This window comes from Paenibacillus sp. EC2-1, from assembly GCF_049311625.1.
Lineage (GTDB): Bacteria > Bacillota > Bacilli > Paenibacillales > Paenibacillaceae > Paenibacillus_AQ.
On record NZ_CP186006.1, the window covers coordinates 1,702,300 to 1,724,621 of the forward strand.

The 22,322-nt window shown below is 43.5% G+C and carries 24 protein-coding genes and 5 tRNA genes; 24 read left to right on the forward strand and 5 right to left on the reverse strand.

Features of this window, described 5'->3' with window-relative positions:
• Window positions 1-146: 146 nt before the first annotated feature.
• From pyrR to ACK8P5_RS07955, 15 genes are all read left to right on the forward strand, one after another.
• Complete coding sequence (gene pyrR, locus ACK8P5_RS07885; RefSeq protein ID WP_422660399.1) at window positions 147-698, forward strand: bifunctional pyr operon transcriptional regulator/uracil phosphoribosyltransferase PyrR; 552 nt, start codon at window positions 147-149, stop codon at window positions 696-698.
• A gap of 2 nt (window positions 699-700) precedes the next feature.
• Window positions 701-1,612 (forward strand): aspartate carbamoyltransferase catalytic subunit, encoded by a 912-nt coding sequence (locus ACK8P5_RS07890; protein ID WP_422660400.1) that lies wholly within the window; start codon window positions 701-703, stop codon window positions 1,610-1,612.
• A 117-nt stretch (window positions 1,613-1,729) separates the two neighbouring features.
• Window positions 1,730-3,022, forward strand: coding sequence for a dihydroorotase (locus ACK8P5_RS07895; protein ID WP_422660401.1), 1,293 nt, complete (start codon window positions 1,730-1,732; stop codon window positions 3,020-3,022).
• A gap of 57 nt (window positions 3,023-3,079) precedes the next feature.
• Window positions 3,080-4,222 carry a carbamoyl phosphate synthase small subunit gene (locus ACK8P5_RS07900; protein WP_422660402.1) on the forward strand — a complete coding sequence of 381 codons (1,143 nt, stop codon included), beginning with the start codon at window positions 3,080-3,082 and terminating at the stop codon, window positions 4,220-4,222.
• Window position 4,223: 1 nt separating this feature from the next.
• Window positions 4,224-7,430, forward strand: a complete 3,207-nt coding sequence (carB, locus tag ACK8P5_RS07905) for a carbamoyl-phosphate synthase large subunit (protein ID WP_422660403.1) — start codon at window positions 4,224-4,226, stop codon at window positions 7,428-7,430.
• A gap of 19 nt (window positions 7,431-7,449) precedes the next feature.
• Entirely contained in the window at window positions 7,450-8,187 is a 738-nt protein-coding gene (gene pyrF / locus ACK8P5_RS07910; protein ID WP_422660404.1) for an orotidine-5'-phosphate decarboxylase, read from the forward strand.
• Window positions 8,184-8,834, forward strand: a complete 651-nt coding sequence (gene pyrE, locus ACK8P5_RS07915; protein ID WP_422660405.1) for an orotate phosphoribosyltransferase — start codon at window positions 8,184-8,186, stop codon at window positions 8,832-8,834. The genes pyrF and pyrE overlap by 4 nt, the downstream gene beginning before the upstream one ends.
• Window positions 8,835-9,021: 187 nt before the next feature.
• Window positions 9,022-9,933, forward strand: coding sequence for an ABC transporter ATP-binding protein (locus ACK8P5_RS07920; protein WP_422660406.1), 912 nt, complete (start codon window positions 9,022-9,024; stop codon window positions 9,931-9,933).
• Window positions 9,930-10,727, forward strand: a complete 798-nt coding sequence (locus tag ACK8P5_RS07925; protein ID WP_422660407.1) for an ABC transporter permease subunit — start codon at window positions 9,930-9,932, stop codon at window positions 10,725-10,727. Before ACK8P5_RS07920 ends, ACK8P5_RS07925 begins: the two co-directional genes overlap by 4 nt.
• Before the next feature lie 3 nt (window positions 10,728-10,730).
• Window positions 10,731-11,324 carry a TetR/AcrR family transcriptional regulator gene (locus ACK8P5_RS07930; RefSeq protein ID WP_422660408.1) on the forward strand — a complete coding sequence of 198 codons (594 nt, stop codon included), beginning with the start codon at window positions 10,731-10,733 and terminating at the stop codon, window positions 11,322-11,324.
• Window positions 11,325-11,454: 130 nt separating this feature from the next.
• Complete coding sequence (locus tag ACK8P5_RS07935) at window positions 11,455-11,652, forward strand: hypothetical protein (protein ID WP_422661586.1); 198 nt, start codon at window positions 11,455-11,457, stop codon at window positions 11,650-11,652.
• 80 nt (window positions 11,653-11,732) lie between these two features.
• Window positions 11,733-11,809 (forward strand) — tRNA-Met (locus ACK8P5_RS07940).
• A gap of 40 nt (window positions 11,810-11,849) precedes the next feature.
• Window positions 11,850-11,923: transfer RNA gene (locus ACK8P5_RS07945), tRNA-Ile, on the forward strand.
• 168 nt (window positions 11,924-12,091) lie between these two features.
• Window positions 12,092-12,168, forward strand: a tRNA-Met gene (locus ACK8P5_RS07950).
• A 21-nt stretch (window positions 12,169-12,189) separates the two neighbouring features.
• Window positions 12,190-12,269, forward strand: a tRNA-Leu gene (locus ACK8P5_RS07955).
• Window positions 12,270-12,441: 172 nt separating this feature from the next.
• Here the strand turns inward: ACK8P5_RS07955 and ACK8P5_RS07960 are convergent.
• Entirely contained in the window at window positions 12,442-13,155 is a 714-nt protein-coding gene (locus tag ACK8P5_RS07960) for a lysophospholipid acyltransferase family protein (RefSeq protein ID WP_422660409.1), read from the reverse strand.
• Between the two features lie 557 nt (window positions 13,156-13,712).
• On the opposite strand from ACK8P5_RS07960, the gene ACK8P5_RS07965 reads away from it, so the two are divergent.
• On the forward strand, window positions 13,713-14,108 hold the full coding sequence (locus tag ACK8P5_RS07965; RefSeq protein WP_422660410.1) for a hypothetical protein: 396 nt from the start codon (window positions 13,713-13,715) through the stop codon (window positions 14,106-14,108).
• A gap of 46 nt (window positions 14,109-14,154) precedes the next feature.
• Here ACK8P5_RS07965 and ACK8P5_RS07970 read toward each other — a convergent pair whose 3' ends face one another.
• Window positions 14,155-14,331, reverse strand: coding sequence for a YjfB family protein (locus ACK8P5_RS07970; RefSeq protein ID WP_422660411.1), 177 nt, complete (start codon window positions 14,329-14,331; stop codon window positions 14,155-14,157).
• Between the two features lie 159 nt (window positions 14,332-14,490).
• Between ACK8P5_RS07970 and ACK8P5_RS07975 the strand changes: the two genes are divergently transcribed.
• The 3 genes from ACK8P5_RS07975 to ACK8P5_RS07985 are packed head-to-tail and all read left to right on the forward strand — an operon-like array spanning window position 14,491 to window position 15,698.
• On the forward strand, window positions 14,491-15,021 hold the full coding sequence (locus ACK8P5_RS07975; protein WP_422660412.1) for a TetR family transcriptional regulator: 531 nt from the start codon (window positions 14,491-14,493) through the stop codon (window positions 15,019-15,021).
• The gene (locus ACK8P5_RS07980) at window positions 15,018-15,332 is read left to right on the forward strand and encodes a DMT family transporter (protein WP_422660413.1); all 315 of its coding nucleotides are present in this window, start codon (window positions 15,018-15,020) and stop codon (window positions 15,330-15,332) included. Before ACK8P5_RS07975 ends, ACK8P5_RS07980 begins: the two co-directional genes overlap by 4 nt.
• Before the next feature lie 15 nt (window positions 15,333-15,347).
• The gene (locus tag ACK8P5_RS07985; protein WP_422660414.1) at window positions 15,348-15,698 is read left to right on the forward strand and encodes a DMT family transporter; all 351 of its coding nucleotides are present in this window, start codon (window positions 15,348-15,350) and stop codon (window positions 15,696-15,698) included.
• Window positions 15,699-15,781: 83 nt separating this feature from the next.
• On the opposite strand, the gene ACK8P5_RS07990 is transcribed toward ACK8P5_RS07985, so the two are convergent.
• A complete protein-coding gene (locus ACK8P5_RS07990; RefSeq protein WP_422661411.1) occupies window positions 15,782-16,495 on the reverse strand; it encodes a polysaccharide deacetylase family protein in 714 nt (237 codons plus the stop codon).
• Window positions 16,496-16,782: 287 nt separating this feature from the next.
• Here ACK8P5_RS07990 and ACK8P5_RS07995 point away from each other — a divergent pair.
• The 3 genes from ACK8P5_RS07995 to ACK8P5_RS08005 all read left to right on the forward strand — a co-directional run bounded on the left by ACK8P5_RS07995 (window position 16,783) and on the right by ACK8P5_RS08005 (window position 18,100).
• Window positions 16,783-16,868 (forward strand) — tRNA-Leu (locus ACK8P5_RS07995).
• Between the two features lie 131 nt (window positions 16,869-16,999).
• Window positions 17,000-17,683 carry a uracil-DNA glycosylase gene (ung, locus tag ACK8P5_RS08000; RefSeq protein ID WP_422660415.1) on the forward strand — a complete coding sequence of 228 codons (684 nt, stop codon included), beginning with the start codon at window positions 17,000-17,002 and terminating at the stop codon, window positions 17,681-17,683.
• A 21-nt stretch (window positions 17,684-17,704) separates the two neighbouring features.
• Window positions 17,705-18,100 (forward strand): hypothetical protein, encoded by a 396-nt coding sequence (locus tag ACK8P5_RS08005; protein ID WP_422660416.1) that lies wholly within the window; start codon window positions 17,705-17,707, stop codon window positions 18,098-18,100.
• An 89-nt stretch (window positions 18,101-18,189) separates the two neighbouring features.
• Here ACK8P5_RS08005 and ACK8P5_RS08010 read toward each other — a convergent pair whose 3' ends face one another.
• Window positions 18,190-19,266, reverse strand: coding sequence for an AI-2E family transporter (locus ACK8P5_RS08010; protein ID WP_422660417.1), 1,077 nt, complete (start codon window positions 19,264-19,266; stop codon window positions 18,190-18,192).
• 94 nt (window positions 19,267-19,360) lie between these two features.
• The gene (locus ACK8P5_RS08015; protein WP_422660418.1) at window positions 19,361-19,714 is read right to left on the reverse strand and encodes a L,D-transpeptidase; all 354 of its coding nucleotides are present in this window, start codon (window positions 19,712-19,714) and stop codon (window positions 19,361-19,363) included.
• A gap of 157 nt (window positions 19,715-19,871) precedes the next feature.
• Here ACK8P5_RS08015 and ACK8P5_RS08020 point away from each other — a divergent pair, with 157 nt between their 5' ends.
• Both ACK8P5_RS08020 and ACK8P5_RS08025 read left to right on the forward strand, forming a co-directional pair.
• Window positions 19,872-20,342: a hypothetical protein gene (locus tag ACK8P5_RS08020; protein WP_422660419.1), complete on the forward strand. Its 471-nt coding sequence runs from the start codon at window positions 19,872-19,874 to the stop codon at window positions 20,340-20,342.
• A gap of 167 nt (window positions 20,343-20,509) precedes the next feature.
• Window positions 20,510-22,309: a cache domain-containing sensor histidine kinase gene (locus tag ACK8P5_RS08025; RefSeq protein WP_422660420.1), complete on the forward strand. Its 1,800-nt coding sequence runs from the start codon at window positions 20,510-20,512 to the stop codon at window positions 22,307-22,309.
• Window positions 22,310-22,322 lie beyond the last annotated feature (13 nt).

Here is a 22,322-nt window from a genome sequence, read left to right on the forward strand (position 1 = left end):
TTTCATCTGCGGATGGAAATGAAATGCTTCAACACAATCTCTTTGTGTCTACATGAGATTAACTCCTTGCCTAACACGGCAAGGAGTTTTTTTGTGTAAATACGCAAGATTGATGTAGAGGGCTATATCTAATAGGAGGGTTTATGATGAGCAGTGAACAGCATGTGATTATGGACGAAACGGCAATCCGGCGGGCTCTGACAAGAATCGCTCATGAGATATTAGAGAAGAACAGAGGCATCGAGGACTGCGTTCTTGTCGGTATCCGCACCCGGGGTGTGTTCCTGGCACAGCGGATCGCAGAGCGCATTCAAGAGATTGAAGGCAGACCGATCCCATACGGTGAAATTGATGTTACCTCATATCGGGACGATCGGGAAGAAGGGCTCGGTAGAGTTGAGAAGACAAAGCTTAGTCCAGAAAACCTGAATGTCCATGAGAAAAAAGTGATTTTGTTCGATGATGTGCTCTATACGGGCCGTACGATCCGAGCCGCGCTAGACGCGCTGATGGACTGTGGTCGACCACGGATGATTCAGCTGGCTGTACTTGCAGATAGAGGACATCGAGAGTTGCCAATCCGCCCGGATTATATAGGTAAGAACGTACCAACCTCCAAGCACGAAGAGATAACAGTCGCGCTTTCGGAATATGACGGTAAAGATGAAGTTACAATCTCGCAGAGAGAGGAACGATGAGCATGACGACAGCAACTTCCGTCAAAGAGCGAAGCCTGCTGGGACTTAAAGACATCAGCCGAGATGAAATAGATTCAATACTAAATCGGGCCGCCTACTGGGAGGCTCAACCGGATAAAGTCATTCCGGTACTAAACCAGAAATTCGCAGTGAACATGTTTTTTGAAAATAGTACAAGAACACGCTTTTCCTTCGAGATGGCTGAGAAAAGGCTTGGAGCTGAAGTGATGAACTTTACAGCAGCGGCATCCAGTGTGGAAAAGGGAGAGTCAATTTATGACACCGTGCGTACACTGGAATCGATGGGCGTGGATGCCGGAGTTATCCGATTGAAGCCGTCAGGTGTTCTTCAAGAACTTGCTAAGCAAGTGTCGATTCCACTTGTAAATGCAGGGGATGGAAACAATGAACACCCAACGCAAGCGCTGCTAGATCTATACACGATGAAAAAGAACTTCGGTGAGTTGAAAGGCCTAACGGTCTCAATCATCGGAGACATCAAACACAGCCGTGTTGCCAGATCAGACCTCTGGTCACTACAGAAATTCGGTGCCAAAGTTCAATTCTGCGCACCGCCTTCTATGCAAGCATCTGAGCTTGCGCAGTATGCACCATATGTCAGTATGGAACAAGCGTTAAAAGCGGATGTAGTCATGATGCTACGAGTACAACTAGAGCGGCATCACGAAGGCTTGATTAGCTCGAATGCGGAATATCGTGAACATTATGGATTAACGGAAGAGAGAGCCTCTAAGCTTTCAGGACATACAATCATTATGCATCCAGCTCCGGTGAACAGAAATGTGGAGATTGACGATGTTGTGGTCGAGTGCTCAAGGTCTATGATATTCAACCAAATGGCTAACGGAGTGCCTGTTCGGATGGCGGTAATGGAACGAGCCATGAAAGGCTAGTAAGACTTAGTTATCATCAGTGTGAGTTGGAATTATTAATAAATATACACAAAAGTGAATTAATATTATACAATATACAAGAAGCGGACCGTGCTTCTACAGCGGGGGGATAACTACGTGCTACAGATAATTAAGAACGCTAATGTAATTAATGAAGAAGGACAACTGGAACTTAAGACAATCGTCATTGATAACGGAGTCATTCAATCCGTAACAGATGAAAGTCACGAACTGCCAGATCAGGGCAGCGTGATCGATGCGGAAGGAAAGTTGGTCACACCTGGATTCATTGATATGCACGTACACCTAAGAGAGCCAGGGTTCGAGCATAAGGAGACGATCGAAAGCGGCAGTCGCTCTGCGGTCAAGGGTGGATATAGTACTATCGCCTGTATGCCTAATACGAAACCTGTGATGGATAATCCTGAGACGGTAGCACTTGTACTTGAGAAGGCGCGGCAGGCAGATATGGCCAAAGTACTTCCATATGCAGCAATCACTAAGAATGAGCTTGGAAGAGAGCTTACGGATTTTGAAGCTCTGAAAGCAGCAGGAGCGATTGGCTTTACAGACGATGGTGTCGGCGTACAGAATGCTCAGATGATGAAGGACGCAATGAAGAAAGCGGCTTCGATGGGCATGCCGGTTATCGCTCACTGTGAGGATGATTCCTTGGTAAAAGGTGCTTGTGTAACCGAAGGGAAATTCGCTGAGAAGCACGGACTTAAGGGGATTCCGAATGAATCGGAAGCAATCCATGTTGGACGCGACATTTTGCTCACAGAAGCAACGGGGGTTCACTATCATGTATGCCACGTAAGCACAGAACAGTCTGTAAGACTTATCCGTCAGGCAAAAGCGATTGGGATCTCTGTAACTGCTGAGGTATGTCCGCATCACTTGGTACTCTCTGATGAAGATATACCTGGGCTAGACGCAAATTGGAAGATGAACCCGCCGCTCCGCTCTCCGCGCGATGTGGAAGCATGCATCGAGGGCTTGCTGGATGGAACGCTTGATATGATCGTAACGGACCATGCTCCTCATAGTGAAGAGGAGAAAGCGAAAGGGATGGAGCTCGCACCATTCGGGATTGTCGGTTTTGAGACGGCCTTTCCACTGCTCTACACTAAGTTCGTTGCTACAGGTAAATGGGATCTGTCCTTACTGGTACAGCGCATGACTAGCGATCCTGCAAGAGTATTCGGACTGGATAACGGCGTATTGAAAGCTGGAGCGCCAGCTGATCTAACCATGATTGATCTGGAGAGCGAGAAGGAAGTTAATCCGGATCAATTCGCAACAAAAGGCCGGAACACACCATTTACAGGTTGGAAGCTGAAAGGTTGGCCGGTTATGACTTGGGTAGATGGCAAGATCAAATGGTCCGAAGCGAATGGGTTTGAATAGAACAATCACTAGCAATAAATATCAATTACTTACACATAGATGATAGGAGTGAATGGAATGCAGGCACAGGCAAGATTATTACTGGAGGACGGCACACTGTTCAGCGGAAAGGCTTTTGGTGCAGACGCTGAAATGACTGGAGAGGTTGTTTTTAATACAGGAATTACAGGTTACCAAGAGGTGTTGTCTGACCCTTCTTACTGTGGACAGATCGTAACAATGACTTATCCCTTGATCGGGAACTACGGTATTACGCGGGATGACTTTGAATCGATCAGAACATACGTGAACGGCTTTGTCGTTCGTCGTCATGAGCCTGTGCCAAGCAACTGGCGGGCAGAGTACAGTGTTGATAACTTGCTGAAAGAATATGGCATTCCAGGCATCAGCGAAATCGACACTCGGATGCTTACCCGGATTATCCGTCATCACGGTACAATGAGAGCGGTTTTGACAACTTCCTCTAAGCCGGTTGAAGAGCTTATGGAAATGCTGAACGATACTTCAATTCCACAGCTTCGGAATCAGGTTGCACGTACTTCTACTCCTCAAATGTTCACAAGCCCAGGTCAAAAGGAGCGCATTGTGCTTGTTGACTTCGGTGCAAAGAGCGGAATTTTGAAAGAACTTACATCCCGTGGATGTGACGTGACGGTTGTACCTCATGACACAACGGCAGATGAAATTCGTCGCTTGCGTCCTGATGGCATTCAGCTGTCGAACGGCCCTGGGGACCCGAAAGATGTTCCTTACGCAGTAGATATGATTAAGGAACTGCTCGGTGAATATCCAATCTTCGGGATCTGCCTCGGTCACCAGCTGTTCGCACTTGCATCCGGTGCTGACACCGAGAAGCTGAAGTTCGGACACCGCGGAGGAAATCACCCGGTTAAAGAATTGTCCAGCGGACGCTGCTACATTACTTCACAGAACCATAGCTATGCCGTGAAGGAAGACTCTGTAAAGGGTACGGATCTTGAAGTTACACATATCAACAATAACGATAAGACCGTTGAAGGATTAAAACATACGAAGTATCCGGCATTCTCGGTACAATACCACCCAGAGGCTGCTCCTGGTCCACATGACAGCAGTTATCTGTTCGATGAATTCCTTGAAATGATCGCACAACACAAGAACAATGAAATCCAGAAACCACGTCAAGCGGTTCTGGCTGCAGCCGTGAAAGGAGCTCGCTAATATGCCTAAAAATGAACAGTTGAAAAAAATTCTCGTCATCGGCTCCGGCCCGATCGTTATCGGTCAGGCAGCAGAATTCGATTATGCTGGCACACAAGCTTGTCAGGCTTTGCAAGAAGAGGGTATTGAAGTTGTACTGATCAACAGTAACCCAGCTACAATCATGACAGATACGAACATGGCAGACAAAGTATACATCGAGCCAATTACACTCGATTTCGTTACACAAATCATCCGTCAGGAACGTCCTGATGGTCTGCTTCCTACGCTTGGTGGTCAAACAGGTCTTAACATGGCAGTTGAACTTGCTCGTGCAGGTATTCTTGAGCAGGAGAATGTAAAACTGCTTGGTACACAGCTTGATTCTATTGAGAAGGCAGAGGATCGTGACTTGTTCCGTGATCTCATGCGTGAGTTGGAGCAGCCTGTTCCAGAGAGCACGATTGTAACAACGCTTGAAGAGGCACTTGATTTCGCAGGTGAAATTGGATATCCGCTGATTGTTCGTCCTGCCTATACACTAGGAGGAACAGGTGGAGGTATCTGTGCGAACGAAGAGGAATTGCGCGAAACAGTTTCCTCAGGTATTCGCTACAGCCCAATCAATCAATGCCTGGTTGAAAAAAGTATCGCAGGTATGAAAGAAGTAGAATACGAAGTTATGCGTGATGCTAACGACAACTGTATCGTTGTCTGCAACATGGAGAACTTTGATCCGGTAGGCGTTCACACGGGTGATAGTATCGTTGTGGCTCCTAGCCAGACATTGTCTGATCGTGAATATCAAATGCTAAGATCTGCTTCTTTGAAAATCATTCGTGCACTGAACATCGAAGGCGGCTGTAACGTACAGTTCGCACTCGATCCGAACAGCTATCAGTACTATGTAATCGAAGTTAACCCGCGTGTAAGCCGCTCCTCTGCACTTGCTTCCAAGGCAACGGGATACCCGATTGCCAAAATGGCAGCGAAAATCGCAATGGGTTACACACTGGATGAAATCGTGAACCCGGTTACTGGTCAAACTTACGCATGCTTCGAGCCAACGCTGGATTACATTGTTAGCAAAATTCCACGCTGGCCGTTTGATAAATTCACATCTGCTAACCGTAAGCTCGGTACTCAAATGAAAGCGACAGGCGAAGTTATGGCAATCGGCCGTACTTTCGAAGAGTCGATTCATAAAGCAGTCCGCTCCCTGGAAATTGGAGTGCACCGCCTTTACTTGAAAGGCGCAGAAGAGCTTAGTGAAGAAGTGCTGAACGAGCGACTGGTTAAAGCTGATGATGAGCGTATATTCCTGATTGCAGAGGCATTCCGCCGCGGTTATGAATTGCAAAAAATTCAAGATCTGACCAATATCGACTGGTGGTTCCTCGATAAGATCGAAGGACTTATCAACTACGAGAAACATATTCGCAGCGAAGCTGCACTGACATATGAAACATTGTATCAAGCTAAACGTCTTGGCTTTACAGACCGCGCAATTGCTGAACTGCGCGCTGAAGGTAAAGCAACATCACATACGACAGAAGAATCGATCCGATTCCTTCGTCATGAACATAGTCTTCGTCCTGTATACAAAATGGTTGATACTTGTGCGGCTGAGTTCGAATCTACGACGCCTTACTACTACTCAACTTATGAAACAGAGAATGAAGTTATCGAAACTTCAAAAGAGAAAATCATTGTACTCGGCTCTGGACCAATCCGGATCGGTCAAGGTATTGAGTTCGACTACTCTACAGTACATGCGGTGTGGGCTATTCAAAAAGCGGGTTATGAAGCGGTTATTATCAATAACAACCCTGAGACGGTGTCGACAGACTTTAACACTTCCGACCGCCTGTACTTCGAACCTCTCTTCTTCGAAGATGTAATGAATGTCATCGAACAAGAGAAACCGGTTGGCGTTATCGTCCAGTTCGGTGGACAAACTGCTATCAACTTGGCTGCTCCTTTGAAGAAAGCCGGGGTAACCATCCTTGGAACAAGCCTGGAAAGCATTGATGAAGCGGAAGACCGTAAGAAGTTCGAAGCACTGCTCTCCAGATTGAACATTGCACAACCGAAGGGTAAGACGGTTATTACAGTAGATGAGGCTGTAGGTACAGCTCAAATGCTCGGTTACCCTGTTCTTGTGAGACCTTCCTATGTACTAGGTGGTCGTGCGATGGAAATTGTATACTCTGACAGCGAATTACTGAGCTATATGGAGCAAGCTGTGAAGATCAACCCAGAGCATCCGGTTCTAATTGACCGTTATATGCTCGGTAAAGAAGTGGAAGTTGATGCGATCTGTGATGGTGACACAGTCCTGATCCCAGGCATCATGGAGCATGTAGAGCGTGCAGGGGTTCACTCCGGTGACTCCATCGCCGTATATCCACCACAGTATCTTACAGAAGAACTGAAAGTGAAAATTACAGAAATTACTATCAAAATCGCTAAAGAACTTAAGACATTCGGACTTGTGAATATCCAATTCATTATCTATGAAAATGAAGTTTACGTTATCGAAGTGAATCCGCGGTCATCTCGTACCGTTCCATTCCTGAGTAAGGTAACGGGAATTCCAATGGCGAACTTAGCTACACAAGCGATTCTTGGAACGAAACTGAAGGATCTTGGTTATGAGGAAGGCATGTGGCCTGAAAGCGAGCACGTATCGGTTAAAGTACCGGTATTCTCCTTTGCGAAGCTGCGCCGAGTTGAGCCTACGCTTGGACCTGAGATGAAGTCAACAGGCGAAGTTATGGGACGCGATGTGAAATATGCTAAAGCTTTGTACAAAGGTCTAATCGGTGCCGGTATGAAGATTCCTTCAACGGGGGCCATCATTGCTACTGTAGCTGACAAGGACAAAGCAGAAGCGGCAGCCTTGTTGAAAGGCTTCCAAAAGCTCGGATATAAGATCATTGCAACGGGTGGAACAGCTGCAGCACTGAAAGAAGCAGGACTTATCGTAACGACAGTTAACAAATTGTCCGAAGGTACGCCTAACATTCTAGATATGATTCGCACAGGTGAAGCGAACTTTGTCTTCAATACACTTACAAAAGGTAAAACACCAGAGCGTGATGGATTCCGTATCCGCCGTGAAGCGGTAGAGAACGGTGTAGTCTGCATGACTTCTCTTGATACAGTACGTGAACTTCTCACGATGCTGGAGACGATCAACTTCTCCTCAGAAGCAATGCCAGTATAATTTTTAAAGGGGGAGTACGATGAACACCGATTATAAAGAAATGTCGGGTCGCCTGATGGTGGCCCTGGATTATCCGGATGCCGCTCAGGCATCCGAACTGGTCCGTAAGCTTGAGGGTATTCCTTGCTATATGAAAGTGGGAATGCAGCTCTTTTACTCAGCTGGACCTGATTTTGTAAGAAGTCTTAAAGAAAGAGGTTACTCCGTCTTTCTGGATGTGAAAATGCATGATATTCCGAATACGGTAAAAGGCGGCTCCCATAGTGTGACACGACTCGGTGTGGATATGTTCAATGTCCATGCCGCAGGCGGTGTCGGTATGATGCAAGCGGCAAAAGCCGGGGCAGAGGCCGCAGTTGCGGAAACCCCGGGTCTTGTCATGCCTACTATCATTGCAGTAACCCAGCTTACGAGCACAAGTCAAACAGTAATGAATGAAGAAATCGGAATCGATGGTTCTGTTGAAGCATCGGTTGTCCGTTATGCGAAGCTTGCGAAAGAAGCGGGGCTTCACGGTGTTGTTGCCTCTTCACTAGAGGTAGAAGCGATCTGTGCAGCTTGTGGATCAGATTTCAAAACGGTAACCCCTGGCATTCGGCCATCTGGAGCAAGTATTGGAGATCAATCTCGTGTATTAACGCCTGGACAAGCTATTTCGCGCGGAAGCCACTATCTTGTTGTTGGTCGTCCAATCACGGCATCGCCGGACCCTAGAGCGGCAGCAGAACAGATTATAGAGGAGATGATCAGAGCATGAGCACAATAGCCGAAATTCCACAACAAATTGCATCTTATCTATTAAAAATCGAAGCGGTAGCTTTGCGACCGCACGAACCGTTCACTTGGACATCAGGGATTAAATCTCCGATCTATTGTGATAACCGTCTAACGATGTCTTATCCTGAAGTACGTGATTACATTGCTGAGTCCTTCGCATCCATTATTCGTGAGCAATATCCAGAAGTTGAAGTGATTGCAGGTACAGCTACAGCAGGTATTCCCCATGCTGCATGGGTAGCTCAGAAGCTGAATCTTCCAATGGCTTATATACGTGATAAGGCCAAGGGTCATGGTAAAGAGAATATGATCGAAGGTCATATTAAACCAGGTCAGAAGGTTGTTGTCATTGAGGATTTGATCTCGACCGGGGGAAGCTCGCTTAAAGCAGCTCAAGCGGTTCAAGCTGTAGGCGCAGATGCACTTGCCGTGCTTGCCATATTCAGCTACCAATTGGATAAAGCTGTACAAGCTTTCTCTGAGGCAAATATCCCTCTACAGAGTTTGTCCAACTATACTGCACTCACCGAAGTGGCGGTGCGCGAAGGACAGATTCAAGAGCAAGACATGGAACTACTTCAATCCTTTAGATCTAATCCAGCAGCATATGGTGAATCTGTAAAGTAATGCATCTTAGATAAAGACTGTTGCCTACCGTCGAATGACGGGGCGGCAGTCTTTTTTTGTGCTTTCAAAAGTATGTTTATTATACTCACGTAAATTAATAAGTAAATAATAACCTTGACAATGTATGGAAATCAAGAAATAATATGTACTATAATTGATTTTGGAGTATAAAAAGGGGTGTGAATTCATGTTAGCTGTAGAAGCTGTTGGGATCGGTAAAATGTATGGTTCTAAAAGGGCTGTAACGGATTTGAACTTAAAAGTACAGCAGGGTGAAGTATTTGGATTTATTGGACCCAATGGTGCTGGAAAGTCTACAACGATTCGAATGATCATGCAGCTTTTGTATCCCACGCAAGGAACATTGAAAGTACTTGGATGCACACTTAATCATGAGAAGCCACAGTTACGGAGACGAATTGGCTACCTCCCCTCCGAGATTGTTTCCTATCCCTATATGAGCGGCAAGCAGGCTTTAGAATTGACTGCCAGGGCATATGGACTAACTTTGAAACAAACGCCTGCTATGGAGTATGCAGAACGGCTGCAGTGGGACCCTTCACAGAATGTGAAATCCTACTCGCTTGGGAATCGAAAGAAGATGGGCCTCATTATGTCCTTATTACACCGCCCAGAATTATTAATCTTGGATGAACCTACATCAGGGCTTGATCCATTAGTACAGCGAGAGTTATTTACACTATTGAAAGAGTTGAATAAGAAAGATGGTATGACGATTTTTTTCTCGACGCATGTTCTCTCTGAAATAGAGAAGCTGTGTGAACGTGTTGCATTTATACGTGAAGGACGTCTTATCCGTGTATCCCGATTAGATGATCTTTCGCACAGTCGTACTCACAAAGTTTCTATCCAATTCGAAGCAGCGGGTAATCAGATTGAGACCTATGGATTAACCGAGCTTGATCCCTTTGTTAAATTCGACGGAATACATCATCTGCTTCATACGGGAGATTCACTTCAAACAGCCTTGCTTAAGCTCTCTGGGCTTCCCATTCTGGATTTATCCATTCGACGTCCGACAATAGAAGAGCTATTTATGGATGATTACAGAGCATCTGAAGAGGGGGGAGAACAATGAAATGGAATCTGATCACGCACGAACTCCGTCAGAATCGCCGTGGTTTTTACAGTTGTTTATCTGTCACTTTAATCTTCATTGTCTTGTTACTCGGAAAGGCAGATGCATTCGTCAACAATCCTCAAATGGAGCAACTCATCGAAGGAATGCCAGAAGGTCTCCTTAAAGCCTTTGGCATTCAGGTGGAGAGTTTTCAGACTTTTGAGGGTTATATGGCGACGCAAGTATTTCCTTATTTCATAGTGATATTATCTTCGTTTGCAGCGGCTTGGGCGGCTGGGAGTATAGCAAAGGAACGTGACCGTGGAACGGGAGAGTACTTATTTACACTGCCGTATAGTCGCTCTTCGATCTTCTGGTCGAAGGTAGCTGCACATTTAATGTACATGACGATGGTGTTCTTATGTGGTACTGCTCTTTTATTCGTGCTAGCTCAGTCATCAGGGCAAGTAGTACGACTCGGAGATATGCTCCGTCTTCTTCTTGCTGGATATCTACTTGTATTATCTTTCATGGGGATTTCTTATGGATTTACATCATGGGTTACTTCGGATCGAACTGCCGTCTCTATAGGTGCAGGGATCGCAGTAATAGCCTTTCTTCTTAACCTACTGTCTGGAAGTAGTGATCTAATGCAGAAGATTTCCACCATTTCACCTTATCGAATGTTTGATACGTTGGAGATTGTAAAGGGAAGCGGGTTGACAGCATATGGATGGATCGTTACATTAGGGTTGTATGCGGCTGGAACAGTAGCCGGTGTAGTTACGCTAAAAAGAAGGGATTTAGGCTGAATCATGAGCGCTAAAAAGGACGCGGTGCTTGAAATGGGTAGACGCCTGTTTCTTGAACGAGGAATACTCCAAACAAGTATGGAGCAGATAGCTGAAGCTGTGCCCGTTTCTAAGATGACGATTTACAATTATTATCAGAGTAAAGAAGGGTTACTTGATCATGTGGTTGACAGCTTAATTGAGGATACGTGGAATCTCTACCGCGAGGTTATGGATAATGCGAAGGACCCACTTGAAGCATTAACTCTATTTTATGAAGAGAAGGACCGTTTTTCGTTAGATGTGACACAGCAGTTTATTACTGACCTTGTGAAGTTTCCTGATCAGATGGCGAAGTTTCTGACGTTTAACCGTGAGAAGATTATTCCTGAGTTTGAAATGATGATCTTCAAGGGGCAGCAGCTAGGACAGATTCGAAAGGATATTTCTCCCCATCTGCTGGTAGCCTTTCTTACGTTCATTAAGGAATTTACCGCAAAATCTGAATGGTATGACGGGTTAGGAAGCTTGACTGCGGTTAGTGAGCAATTGATGATTATTTTGTACCACGGCATTCTTGAACAGGGTGCTAATCATACGGAAATCCAGGAACAATAATAGGACTTACACAAAAGGCCATACAGCAAAAATCAGTAACTCCCTTGGGAATCAGGGGGGTTATTCTTCATTTATAGAGGGGCACATTTTATGGAATGATTATGAGCTTGCCGGGTATAATAAGCAACGGATGAATATTATTACTTTTAAGGGGCGTTTAGTTATGAACTGGGTATATTACGGTAAGCTGTACACAACCAAATTTCAAGCTGGATGTTTTGCCAAACGTTTGGAACAAGACGCTTGGTTATTCGGTTATGGGGATCCACAGGTTGTTGAAGTGTACCGTTCTAGAAAGGGTAGATACGGCATTAGATATATCCCTTGATATTTTTTCATAAAATATCTTGACTTACATACCACAAATGCTGTATATTTATTCTTGTCGCTGTTTACGGCACTAAATGACGCGGGGTGGAGCAGTTCGGTAGCTCGTCGGGCTCATAACCCGAAGGCCGCAGGTTCAAATCCTGCCCCCGCAACCAATTTTTCAATAGATTGTCCTTATGATTATTTATGTAATCAGGGCCCTTAGCTCAGTTGGTTAGAGCGGTCGGCTCATAACCGATTGGTCGGGGGTTCGAGTCCCTCAGGGCCCACTTATTGAGAAGTCCTTGCGATGCAAGGATTTCTCGCTTCCTAATAGATGCAACCATTTTTCACGAAATGAATTCGTCAAATCTCGAACATTTTTTAAAAAATATCTTGCAATCTAATTAGAATAATGTTATATTAAAGATCCTGTTAGATTAATTCTTTCTTAATGACGCGGGGTGGAGCAGTTCGGTAGCTCGTCGGGCTCATAACCCGAAGGTCGCAGGTTCAAATCCTGCCCCCGCAACCAAATATTTTTTCTTCCCGATGTGCGCGTATGGCGGAATTGGCAGACGCACTAGACTTAGGATCTAGCGGGAGACCGTGGGGGTTCAAGTCCCTCTACGCGCATCAAACAAAGTGCCCTTCGTTTTTTCGAAAACGAGGGGCATTTTTATGTTTAGAACTTGATATATCGATGGTTGTATTCTACGAAATGAAAAAAGAGCGAGCTTGAGGGCGATATGCCTTCCGAAGCTCACTCTTCTGTGAAATTTATAGGAGTTTAGTTCAAAACAAAATATTATGCGCGTGAGATTATTTCTCTTACTTGATCCGGTAAAGCTGCAATCTCTGTTTTGGATAGCCCTTCAGTTGGGATCGAAGGGAGAATGGTCACTGTCACATGTGCTGGCCTTATCCACATGCCGTTATCCTCCATTAGCTTGTATGAGCCTTGTATCCGAACCGGAACAATCGGAGCTCCTGTCTTAGCGGCAATACGAAATGCACCAGGTTTGAAATCCCCGATCTCCTCTCGCTTACTTCTTGTACCTTCAGGAAAAACCACTACGGAATAATTGCTTTCTATTAACTTACCTGCTTCATTTAGGCTATTAATTGCTTGCCTTACATTGTTTCGGTCAACAAAGATACAGTTTAAATGTTTCATCCACTGTCGAATGATAGGCAGTCTGGCAAGTTCAGCTTTGGCAAGTAATGCTTTGGGTTCACCGATGTATCCTAACATGATGGGGACGTCAAAATTACCTTGATGATTGGAGACGAACACTGCTGCGTCCTGGGGAATGTGCTCCATGCCATGCACAGTAACTTTTGCTCCAGCCATTTTTAATAATGATTTTGCCCAGCGCGCTACATGTTTAGATACGTATGCATCATGTTCTGCGGTGCGTCCTTCCTTCATTAGCCGATTTGCTTTTAATAAACCTGGGATCATCATAAGTAAATATATCCAAAAATAAGTAAACCAGATTGCAGTGTGAATAATTTTCATGCTGAGTTCCTTTCATGATGACTTGTTGATTCTTCGTATTTTCTATAACCCAGTATAGCTTGAATGAATACATAATTGTATGGCGAAGATTTACAATGGAAATCCTAGAAAAGCTTGAGTTGTATGGATCTTACCACCGTAAGATGTCCATAATTTGAGTTATTTATTTTATATAGTCTTTTAGATGCAGGAATAAAGACCTAACCGTCGAAATCTTTGTGAATACATAAGGCGAAACAGCAAGAAAAAACTCATCGGGCATTATTAGGCGTATCATTTATCATACCTTCATTCTTGGTATTCTTACTTTCTGGATCGATGAAGGGAGCAGCAATTGTGGGAGCGATTTGTTTAGTCATGGTCCTGTCTTTGGTTGTTTTTATTACAAGTCTAAACCGGGAGTATTAAAGCTTGTTAAACAAACTGAAACGGGATAAAGGGTTCGCAAAAGAACCTTTTTGAGTGATTCGGGAAGGGAATTCCAAAGAACGTGGAGAATCATTTAACCAGTTCATAAATTCAACAGGCAAGGAGCTGGGGAATCCGTGGTTGAATGTTTGGATAATGAATTAATGATTTTCACCCAAATGCACGATGAGTTCATCGAAGATTGGAATTTGGCAATGCAATCGGGCGATACATCTAAACTCGAGAGGATGGCGGAGCACTACTACGTAGCCTTTTTCATGGGTGCCAAAGACAAACCGGCTTTCTACAATAGGGAAGAAGCGATGAACGGGATGAGGCTGTCTGTCAATGAACTCTTAGGGGCTGAGAAGAAGTTTAAAAACAGGGTTATTCGACTGAAAGACACGAACCATGCCGTAGTTTTTTATGAATTGTTGATCGAGAAAGATGATAAAGTACTGGCAAGACTGTTTACGATAGAGAATTGGCAGCTTATTAATGGACAATGGCTGCTGGTAAGAGAGATTGAAGAACAAGTTAATTGAATGTTCAAAAAAGAGGAGCAGGCCCTTTAAAGGTCTGCTCCTTTTACTATACAGATATGTCTAAGTTTTTTCCTAGGTTTGGATCGACACTTTTCTCCATCATTTGTACCAGTCCCTGGCCCTGGATATTAGCCTGATTCTTAGCCATGCTCATAACTTGGAGACTGACTGCTTGCGATAACGAAGCTTGGCTCATGGAGATAGATAATGCTGCAATGTCCATATGACACCTCCTATATATCTTTATATCGGCATCATTGTAATTCTCCTTAAAATTCTGAAAAACCATGATCATATTTGATGATGTTTTTTAAATCAATGCAAGTTATGTTATAATAATTTCATCAAACCGTCCGGACGGTACAGTAAGAGGAGGGCGAGCATGTCTAAGAAGGTGAAGTTGCTGGAAGCAGCATCCAAAGTCATCATAACCCAAGGCATAGGATCACTTACACTAGAGGCAGTGGCAATTGAAGCGGGTGTTAGTAAAGGGGGATTGTTGTATCATTTTCCTAATAAAGAGGAACTTATCGTAGGTCTCAACCTTTATGCACTTGAACGTTTTAGGAATTCTATACAGCTTGAGATGGAAGCCGGGAAGAACTACGTTGAAGCTTATGCTATAGCTACTTTGAACGATATATTTGATCCGAAATATATCGGAATTGACGCAAGTGTATTGGCGGCTTCTGCCAATCATATTGAAGTGCTGAAGATGTGGAATGAGGAGTGTAAAAGGTTTACGGCAGAGATGAAAAAGGAAGGGATACCGTTTGAACTTGGCATGTCATTAAGGCTAGCTTGTGATGGGCTTTGGTATTCCAAAATCTTTGGGATCGGTGAGTTAAATGAAGAAGAGCAGAGAAGGATGATCACTTATTTACTAGAGCGGATTAGGGAGGGGCGAATGTGATTTTTTATTTGTTTTTGGCAGGTGCAATTTGTTCCGAAGTGTTTGGCGCTACGATGTTAAAGCTATCTCATGGTTTTACGAAATGGAAACCGATGATTGGTGTAATTACCGGTTATGTCTTGGCTTTTTATCTGTTATCGAAAGCTTTAGGTGGGCTGCCATTAGGGTTATCCTATGCGACATGGAGTGGTGTGGGGACCATATTAACGGTTGTGATTGGAGTCTCTGTATTCAAAGAAAAGGTGAACCGTCAAGGATTTTTAGGTATCGCCATTCTAGTCATTGGAATTGTCATGCTGAATTTATCTTAGTAGAGGAGTAATGATGTGAAGGGTGCTATTTATTTAAGTTTAGCTATTTTGCTAGAGGTGTTTGGTTCCACAATGTTAAAGCTCTCTGAAGGGTTTACAGTACTTTTACCATCAGTAGGTGTAGTAATCGGATTTTTGGGGTCATTCACGCTTCTGTCGTTTGCGTTAAAGAGTATTTCGTTATCTGCTGCATATGCAACATGGTCAGGAGTCGGAACGGCACTGACAGCGATTATGGGCGTGTTTATATTTCAAGAGCAATTTTCATTCATGAAGGTTGCTGCGCTTATTCTAGTCATTGTTGGAATTGTTTTGTTAAATAAGTCTCAGCGTGAGTCTAAGTCTGTGGAGAATGGTGTCGCTTAATTAAATGAACATAAGAGTAACGCAAAAAAAGTCCATGTATCTTTTGATACATGGACTTTTAGACATGTTAGAATCCGAAGAGCTTAATGGTTCACTTCCATATAGTTTTTAGCTTGTTCACGATAAGAGAGCAGGTCGGAGATCGTAACAAACGAGTAGCCTCTCTGCTTCAGCTCAGGCAAAATGATCTTCAGTGCTTCATAGGTCTGTGTACTCCCAGATACAAAATCATGCATTAGCACGATATCACCGTTATGCGCGTTCTTAAGTACTTTATTCACGATTTTATCAACTCCAGGTTTTTTCCAATCCAGTGTATCTTGGTGCCAAGACCAGAGGATCATCAGGAGACCACTTTTCTTACAGTGCTGAACGATGGATTCATTATAACTGCCGCCTGGAGGACGGAACAGTATAGACTTATGTCCTGTTGCTGTATGAATAGCTTCTTGTGTCTTGTTTAGTTCAGTAACCATAAAATTGCTGCCGATTCTGACAAAGGACGGATGGCTAAAGGAGTGATTGCCGACCTCATGACCTTCTTTCAACTCACGCTGGACAATCTCGGGATATTTCTCCACCCGGTTCCCCACGACAAAAAATGTAGCTTTAGCATCATACTGTTTCAGTAAATCGAGAATATTTGCCGTTGAGTCATCGTCAGGCCCGTCATCAAAAGTGAAAGCAATGACCTTATTCTGTGTTGGGACCTCCCACACAATATCTCCACGCTGTTCATAGTATTCTCTTCCTTTACTTGTCGCGGAAGGCATGGCATCTAGTGGGGAACATAGCATGGTATTGGTGATGATGAGCAGGAGCAGTAAGATTGTTTTCATTTTTTTATTTATCCTTTGCTTGTCATGAAAATTGACGTTTTTTAGTATTCTTTGAATTGACAAGCTAAATTATTCTTAAATGATAAGAAAGAGGACGTAAGTCCAATAGTTTTCATTATTAATTATTTTTTTTAATAAAATGAATTGAAAGTGTTGACAACAATATAGTTACCATGATATTATCTATTTTGTCGCTAAGACGTTCAGCACAAGCTGATGAACACATCGTATTAGCACCTAGACATGCCGGGGTGGCGGAACAGGCAGACGCACAGGACTTAAAATCCTGCGGTAGGTGACTACCGTACGGGTTCGACCCCCGTCCTCGGCATCAAGAGTAGAATAGCAAAAAATAAACCGGCTTCCTTCTGGAAGCCGGTTTATTTTTTGCTAGAAAGAGTGTAGTATTTTTAATACTATAATATATGATCATCCGGTAACATCTGCTAGGAGGAAATATCTGTGTTTAATAATGATTGGGACTTAATTTTACAAGAAGAAATCAAGAAACCGTATTTTGAAGAGTTAACTTTGAAGATAGCGGAAGAGTATAAGGAGCACACCGTTTATCCGCCACAAGAAGATATTTTTCGTGCGCTCAAACAGACACCTTATGATCGGACAAAAGTAGTTATTTTGGGACAAGATCCATACCACGGTCAGGGGCAAGCGGAAGGTCTGAGCTTCTCTGTTAAACCTGGGGTAAGGATCCCACCTTCATTACATAATATTTATAAAGAGTTGTCAGCAGATCTGGGCATTCCTGCTCCATTGCATGGGTCTCTGATGCACTGGGCCAATCAAGGTGTCCTGTTGTTGAACGCAGTGCTCACAGTACGGGAAGGACAACCTAATTCGCACAAAGGATTAGGTTGGGAGAAGTTTACGGATGCCGTGATTGCGAAGTTAAATGAGCGTACAACTCCAGTGGTGTTTATTCTATGGGGGAGTTATGCGCAAAAGAAAGGTGCCTTTATAGACCGGACGCGTCACCGCGTATTAGAATCCGTGCATCCTAGTCCGCTCGCAGCAAGAAGAGGATTTTTTGGAAGTCGTCCTTTCTCAGCATCGAACGCTTTTTTAGAGGAGCAAGGCATTGAACCGATGGACTGGAGTATTCCTGAACTGTCTCAGACAAAAGGTTAATAATCCAAGGAGGTGACCGCGTTGAAGCATTGGGTTGGGCGACATGTACTTGTCCATCGTCGTGATGGTGCCAAGGTCACTGTTGAAGGTGTGCTGAAAATATGGGATAACATGCAGGAGAGGGTAGTGATTGTACCAGGTGATATTGTGGTACCCTTTCAAGCGATTGCAAGAATTGAGCGGGCAGATTTGACCCCGATGTTAAACTGTATTGGGTATAAGATTAAACATGCTATCCAATTTGATAATGCGATATACTTCCGTTCTAAAGTGATGATATGGAGAGGTGATACTTTAGTGGCGCCTCAGGCCATTTTGACGGCTCATGATGCGGATACCGTTACATTGTCTAGTGGTGAGCGATTCATGAAAGCGAATCATAGCTTTGTTGTTCGTTCCTTAAGAGGTAAAGTATAGTAAGACATGATTCAGAACATGAAGGGCACCGGCATTTGCCGGTGCCCTTTTTTTGTTGGGTAAAGAATGAACCTGAATTCGTTGACTCACTAAGCATCTTCAACTTTCTCTGCCAGGAACAGCTCATATACGCGAACAACAATAATTTTGAGTACCATATAAGCTGGAATCGCTAGGAGAACACCTAATATTCCGTAAAAATCACCACCGATTAGCAGTAGAATGATTGTGGTAAGCGGATGAATATCAAGTTGTTTACCGTAGATCACAGGTGTAAGTATGTTGTCCTGAATTTGTTGAGCAACGACAATGACGACAACGGACCAAATGGCAATGCTCGGTGATTCGATAAAACCTACGATAACGACAGGTATGGATGCCAGCAGGGCACCTACATACGGAATGAAGTTAAGGATGAACGAAATAATGGTCAGCAATAGTGAGTAAGGAAGACCTATAATGAGAAATCCAATATACATAAGAACACTAAGTGCGAGATTAAGGATAACTTTCCCGATAATAAAGTTACTAAGGGCACTGTCGATATCGCTAAGCACTTCTTGTCCATCTTTGCGATATCTTCTAGGGACTACACTTAAAAGCTTAGAAGGTAGCTTGCTGCTTTCTTTCAGCATGTAGTACAAAATAATAGGAATAGTGGCGATGATAACAACTACTCCAGACACAACGGAAATAAGGTTGCTGATAGAGTTGCTGATCCATGTCATAGCACGATTCGCATAGTCCATTAGACCGTTGTACAGTTCTGATTCTGAAGGCATAAAGCGTGACCAGAAAGGGTTTTTGCTCAGCTGATTCATTTGTGTCTGTAAATCATTTACCAGATTTGGCGCATTCTCTATGAAATTTTCGATTTGCTCTTTTAACGTAGGCCATACGAGAAGAATAAACATTATGAATAATCCAGCAAACACAAAATAAATCATGAGTACGCCAAGGGGGCGTTTGATCTTTCTTCGTTCCAGATAGTCCACAATTGGACGGAGTAAATAGTAGAAAAAACCCGCTGCAGCAATCGGAACGAGAAGCATGTTAAAAATGGATACGATGGGGTTGAACAAGAAGCTGACTTTGGCACCAAGATAAATAATTAACAGCAGTGCAATGATACCAAGGCAGGTACGAAAATATTTGCTCTGCATCATAGGGCTTTCCCTCCAGGCTATGTAGAGTGTCGCAATTGCTTGCGACTTAACAGTTCTCATTAACCAAATTAGCCAGTTTTGAATGAAGGGGGATTTATCCAGAAGCAAAGCATCGGTCTATTTCCACGGGTGTATGGATAGGAACAAGAGAGGCGAGCTCGTTGACATCTTCGTTATGCATTCGAATACAGCCGTGTGAAGCGCTCCTCCCAATGGAGGAAGGATCATTCGTTCCATGTATACCATAATGGGGTTTGGACAAGCCGAGCCAGTATGAACCGAAAGGTCCGCCTGGATTGGGTTCTTTATTAATAATAGTGTAGGTTCCTGAAGGTGTCTGAGTAGCTAGTTTGCCAACAGCAATAGGATATGTTTTCACGACACGGTTCCCATCGAGTAAATGAAGCTCATAATTCGATCGATCGATTATAATCCGATAATTAGGCATATTCAATCACTCCTTCTCAAATAGTCTATGTGTAACAATAGGTAGACGCGCATTAGGTACATAAAATTGGCTTCAGTATCTATCGTTTATTTTTTGATGCGTAAGGTTAATGATTTAAGCGTACATAATCCATTTTAGGTATCGGGGGAAAACATAAATGGCGATTCTTTTGGTAGGTGTGTTTGAAGCGGAATCTGATCTTAACCGTGTGATTAGCGGATTAGGACAACTGGGATTTAAAATGAAGGATATATCGATGATCGGACGGAATGTGAAGATGCTAGAAGACCTGAGTGATTTGACAGGCACGATGAAGCCCAATACGGGAACAGCTTCAAGTGGTCTCCTAGGTTCCTTACGAATTGTAGTATCTGGATTAGAGGTGTTGACCGAACCTGTAGCAGCGGTGGGGCCGATTGCCGAAAGAGCCGCAGGGGCGGGAGTTGGAAGTGGTGAGGAAGACAGTTTGGCCGTAAGCTTGCACGGACTTGGAATACCAGAGGATGATGCAAGGAGTTACGAGCAGCAAGTGGAGTTAGATCGAACTTTGGTTCTTCTGGAGTGTGACGAGGATCAGCAGGAGCAGGTAACGAAGTTGTTCAAGGAAAGTCGTGCTTTAAATATGTAATGTTTCAGTATATAGCAGAAGTCAAGGTGCTTAGTAGCCCTTGGCTTCTTTAAGTACGACCATAACTCCAGATTATTACAGCACTTTAAAGTTGACGGATCATGTTATATTAGAGGGGTAGGACGAACAAGCTATGGGTATTTGCATCAGGAAGGAGTTAGACACCCTTGTCTTTAGTTTACCTCTATAGAAATTATATAAAGAATAATATGTTTACAAAAATGCTGCTGTCATTTTCAGTGATCGCCATTATTACTATTTTGTCGTTGTCATATTGGATGTATCATTTTCTGTCACAATCCGCCATACGCAGTGAAATGAATACTCAGCGTGAAGCTGTAGAGCAAGTGGAGAGGTATGTGAATCAGAAATACGCAAATGTACAATCTTATGTGAATGATATGTATCGTAATAATCCGCTGAGTGATGATGCGTCTTTTTTTCTAATGAATAATTTCAATGAATATATGGCAAAAAGAATTGATCGCTTCACGGGTTCTAACGTCTCACATTCTGAAAGTGTCTTGGCGTATTTCAAGCAGCGTCTTGAAGACGATGCTGATATTGAGAATATTCTTCTCTACAGTGCTGAGAAACAATATGTGTATGTGTACAAACAGGGAAGTATGAATCGACTGTATCAGGCGAACTCCACGCATTCTTTTATTCCGGATGCCATGGCACTAGAGACCCAAAGTGTTACTCTACCTAATGAATGGGTCCGAAAGTTGACTCACAATGAAGATCGATCGTTGTATGCGATTAGAAGTCCTATTAATGATATGAGAACTTATAAGAACATCGGACAACTCCTTGTCTATTACCGGACAGATGGACTGCACAAGGTGCTGGAGACGATCAGTCCTCAATTGAAGGGTTACATTCTCGTATTGTCCGCGGATGGACAGGTGTTGTTTGATTCTTCTAATAAATATTATGGAAAGCGCTATCCTTATGCAGATGAACTTCTGAATCCAAAAGAGGTAGTTGATCTTGAGGAAGAGTCTTATATAACCACCTTGGCTCGTAATCAAGGGGGGTATACGGTAGTTGGGATTGCTCCCAAAGCGGAGGTTGCTAAGTCTTATAAAGGTCTGCTAAATACCATTATTCCGCTTGCCTTGATTTCTATCTTCGTTGCAATTCTCGTTCCTGCCATACTGATTGTGAATTATTCGAAACGCACCAATAACATTATCCGGTTTATGCGCAAAGTTGAAACTGGAGATTTGGTAGCCAGAATTCAAGATCCGAGAGAGGATCAACTTGGCCAAATTTCGCATAGTTTTAATGAAATGCTTGATGAATTAACAAGATACATCGATCGGGTATATAAAGCTGAGATTAATCAGAAGAATGCAGAATTATCGGCACTTCAAGCAAGGATCGATCCTCACTTTTTATATAATACTTTGGAAGTCATCCGAATGCGGGCGTACTCTCAAGGTGCCACAGATGTCGCGGAGATGATTTATAGCTTATCGGTATTATTTAAGAATATGGTACAGAAGAAGCGTATTCATACATTGAAGGATGAACTTGAAGCTTGCCGCCTTTATTTGGAGTTATTCCGGATTAGGTATAAAGATAAATTCACTTATGAGATCGATTGGGACGAAGAGATTGAAGATATAGAGATCATCAAAATGTCGCTGCAGCCACTCATTGAAAATTACATTGTCCATGGTCTTAGGTCAGACCGGTATGATAACTACATTCACATTAAAGCCGAAGAACGTGGTGACCGAATCCATATTGAAATCCAGGATAACGGAAAGGGGATCGCAGAAGAGAAGTTAAACAGCATCCTTAATCGACTCCAGGCTCCGGAATCGAGTGGAGAGTCATTCGGTCTTCGGAGTGTGAATGATCGTCTTAAGCTGACATATGGAAATGACTATGGCATGGACATCCAGAGCAAGCCGGATATTGGAACAACATTAATTATTGAATTTCCGGTGACATAGAGGAGTGAAGAAC

Excerpts from the sequence above, each read along its gene's own strand:
- pyrR (WP_422660399.1), top strand. The coding sequence starts at position 147 with ATGAGCAGTGAACAGCATGTGATTATGGACGAAACGGCAATCCGGCGG.
- ACK8P5_RS07890 (WP_422660400.1), top strand. The coding sequence starts at position 701 with ATGACGACAGCAACTTCCGTCAAAGAGCGAAGCCTGCTGGGACTTAAA.
- ACK8P5_RS07900 (WP_422660402.1), top strand. The coding sequence starts at position 3,080 with ATGCAGGCACAGGCAAGATTATTACTGGAGGACGGCACACTGTTCAGC.
- carB (WP_422660403.1), top strand. The coding sequence starts at position 4,224 with ATGCCTAAAAATGAACAGTTGAAAAAAATTCTCGTCATCGGCTCCGGC.
- pyrF (WP_422660404.1), top strand. The coding sequence starts at position 7,450 with ATGAACACCGATTATAAAGAAATGTCGGGTCGCCTGATGGTGGCCCTG.
- pyrE (WP_422660405.1), top strand. The coding sequence starts at position 8,184 with ATGAGCACAATAGCCGAAATTCCACAACAAATTGCATCTTATCTATTA.
- ACK8P5_RS07920 (WP_422660406.1), top strand. The coding sequence starts at position 9,022 with ATGTTAGCTGTAGAAGCTGTTGGGATCGGTAAAATGTATGGTTCTAAA.
- ACK8P5_RS07925 (WP_422660407.1), top strand. The coding sequence starts at position 9,930 with ATGAAATGGAATCTGATCACGCACGAACTCCGTCAGAATCGCCGTGGT.
- ACK8P5_RS07930 (WP_422660408.1), top strand. The coding sequence starts at position 10,731 with ATGAGCGCTAAAAAGGACGCGGTGCTTGAAATGGGTAGACGCCTGTTT.
- ACK8P5_RS07935 (WP_422661586.1), top strand. The coding sequence starts at position 11,455 with ATGAATATTATTACTTTTAAGGGGCGTTTAGTTATGAACTGGGTATAT.
- ACK8P5_RS07960 (WP_422660409.1), bottom strand. The coding sequence starts at position 13,155 with ATGAAAATTATTCACACTGCAATCTGGTTTACTTATTTTTGGATATAT.
- ACK8P5_RS07970 (WP_422660411.1), bottom strand. The coding sequence starts at position 14,331 with ATGGACATTGCAGCATTATCTATCTCCATGAGCCAAGCTTCGTTATCG.
- ACK8P5_RS07975 (WP_422660412.1), top strand. The coding sequence starts at position 14,491 with ATGTCTAAGAAGGTGAAGTTGCTGGAAGCAGCATCCAAAGTCATCATA.
- ACK8P5_RS07990 (WP_422661411.1), bottom strand. The coding sequence starts at position 16,495 with ATGCTATGTTCCCCACTAGATGCCATGCCTTCCGCGACAAGTAAAGGA.
- ACK8P5_RS08010 (WP_422660417.1), bottom strand. The coding sequence starts at position 19,266 with ATGATGCAGAGCAAATATTTTCGTACCTGCCTTGGTATCATTGCACTG.
- ACK8P5_RS08015 (WP_422660418.1), bottom strand. The coding sequence starts at position 19,714 with ATGCCTAATTATCGGATTATAATCGATCGATCGAATTATGAGCTTCAT.
- ACK8P5_RS08020 (WP_422660419.1), top strand. The coding sequence starts at position 19,872 with ATGGCGATTCTTTTGGTAGGTGTGTTTGAAGCGGAATCTGATCTTAAC.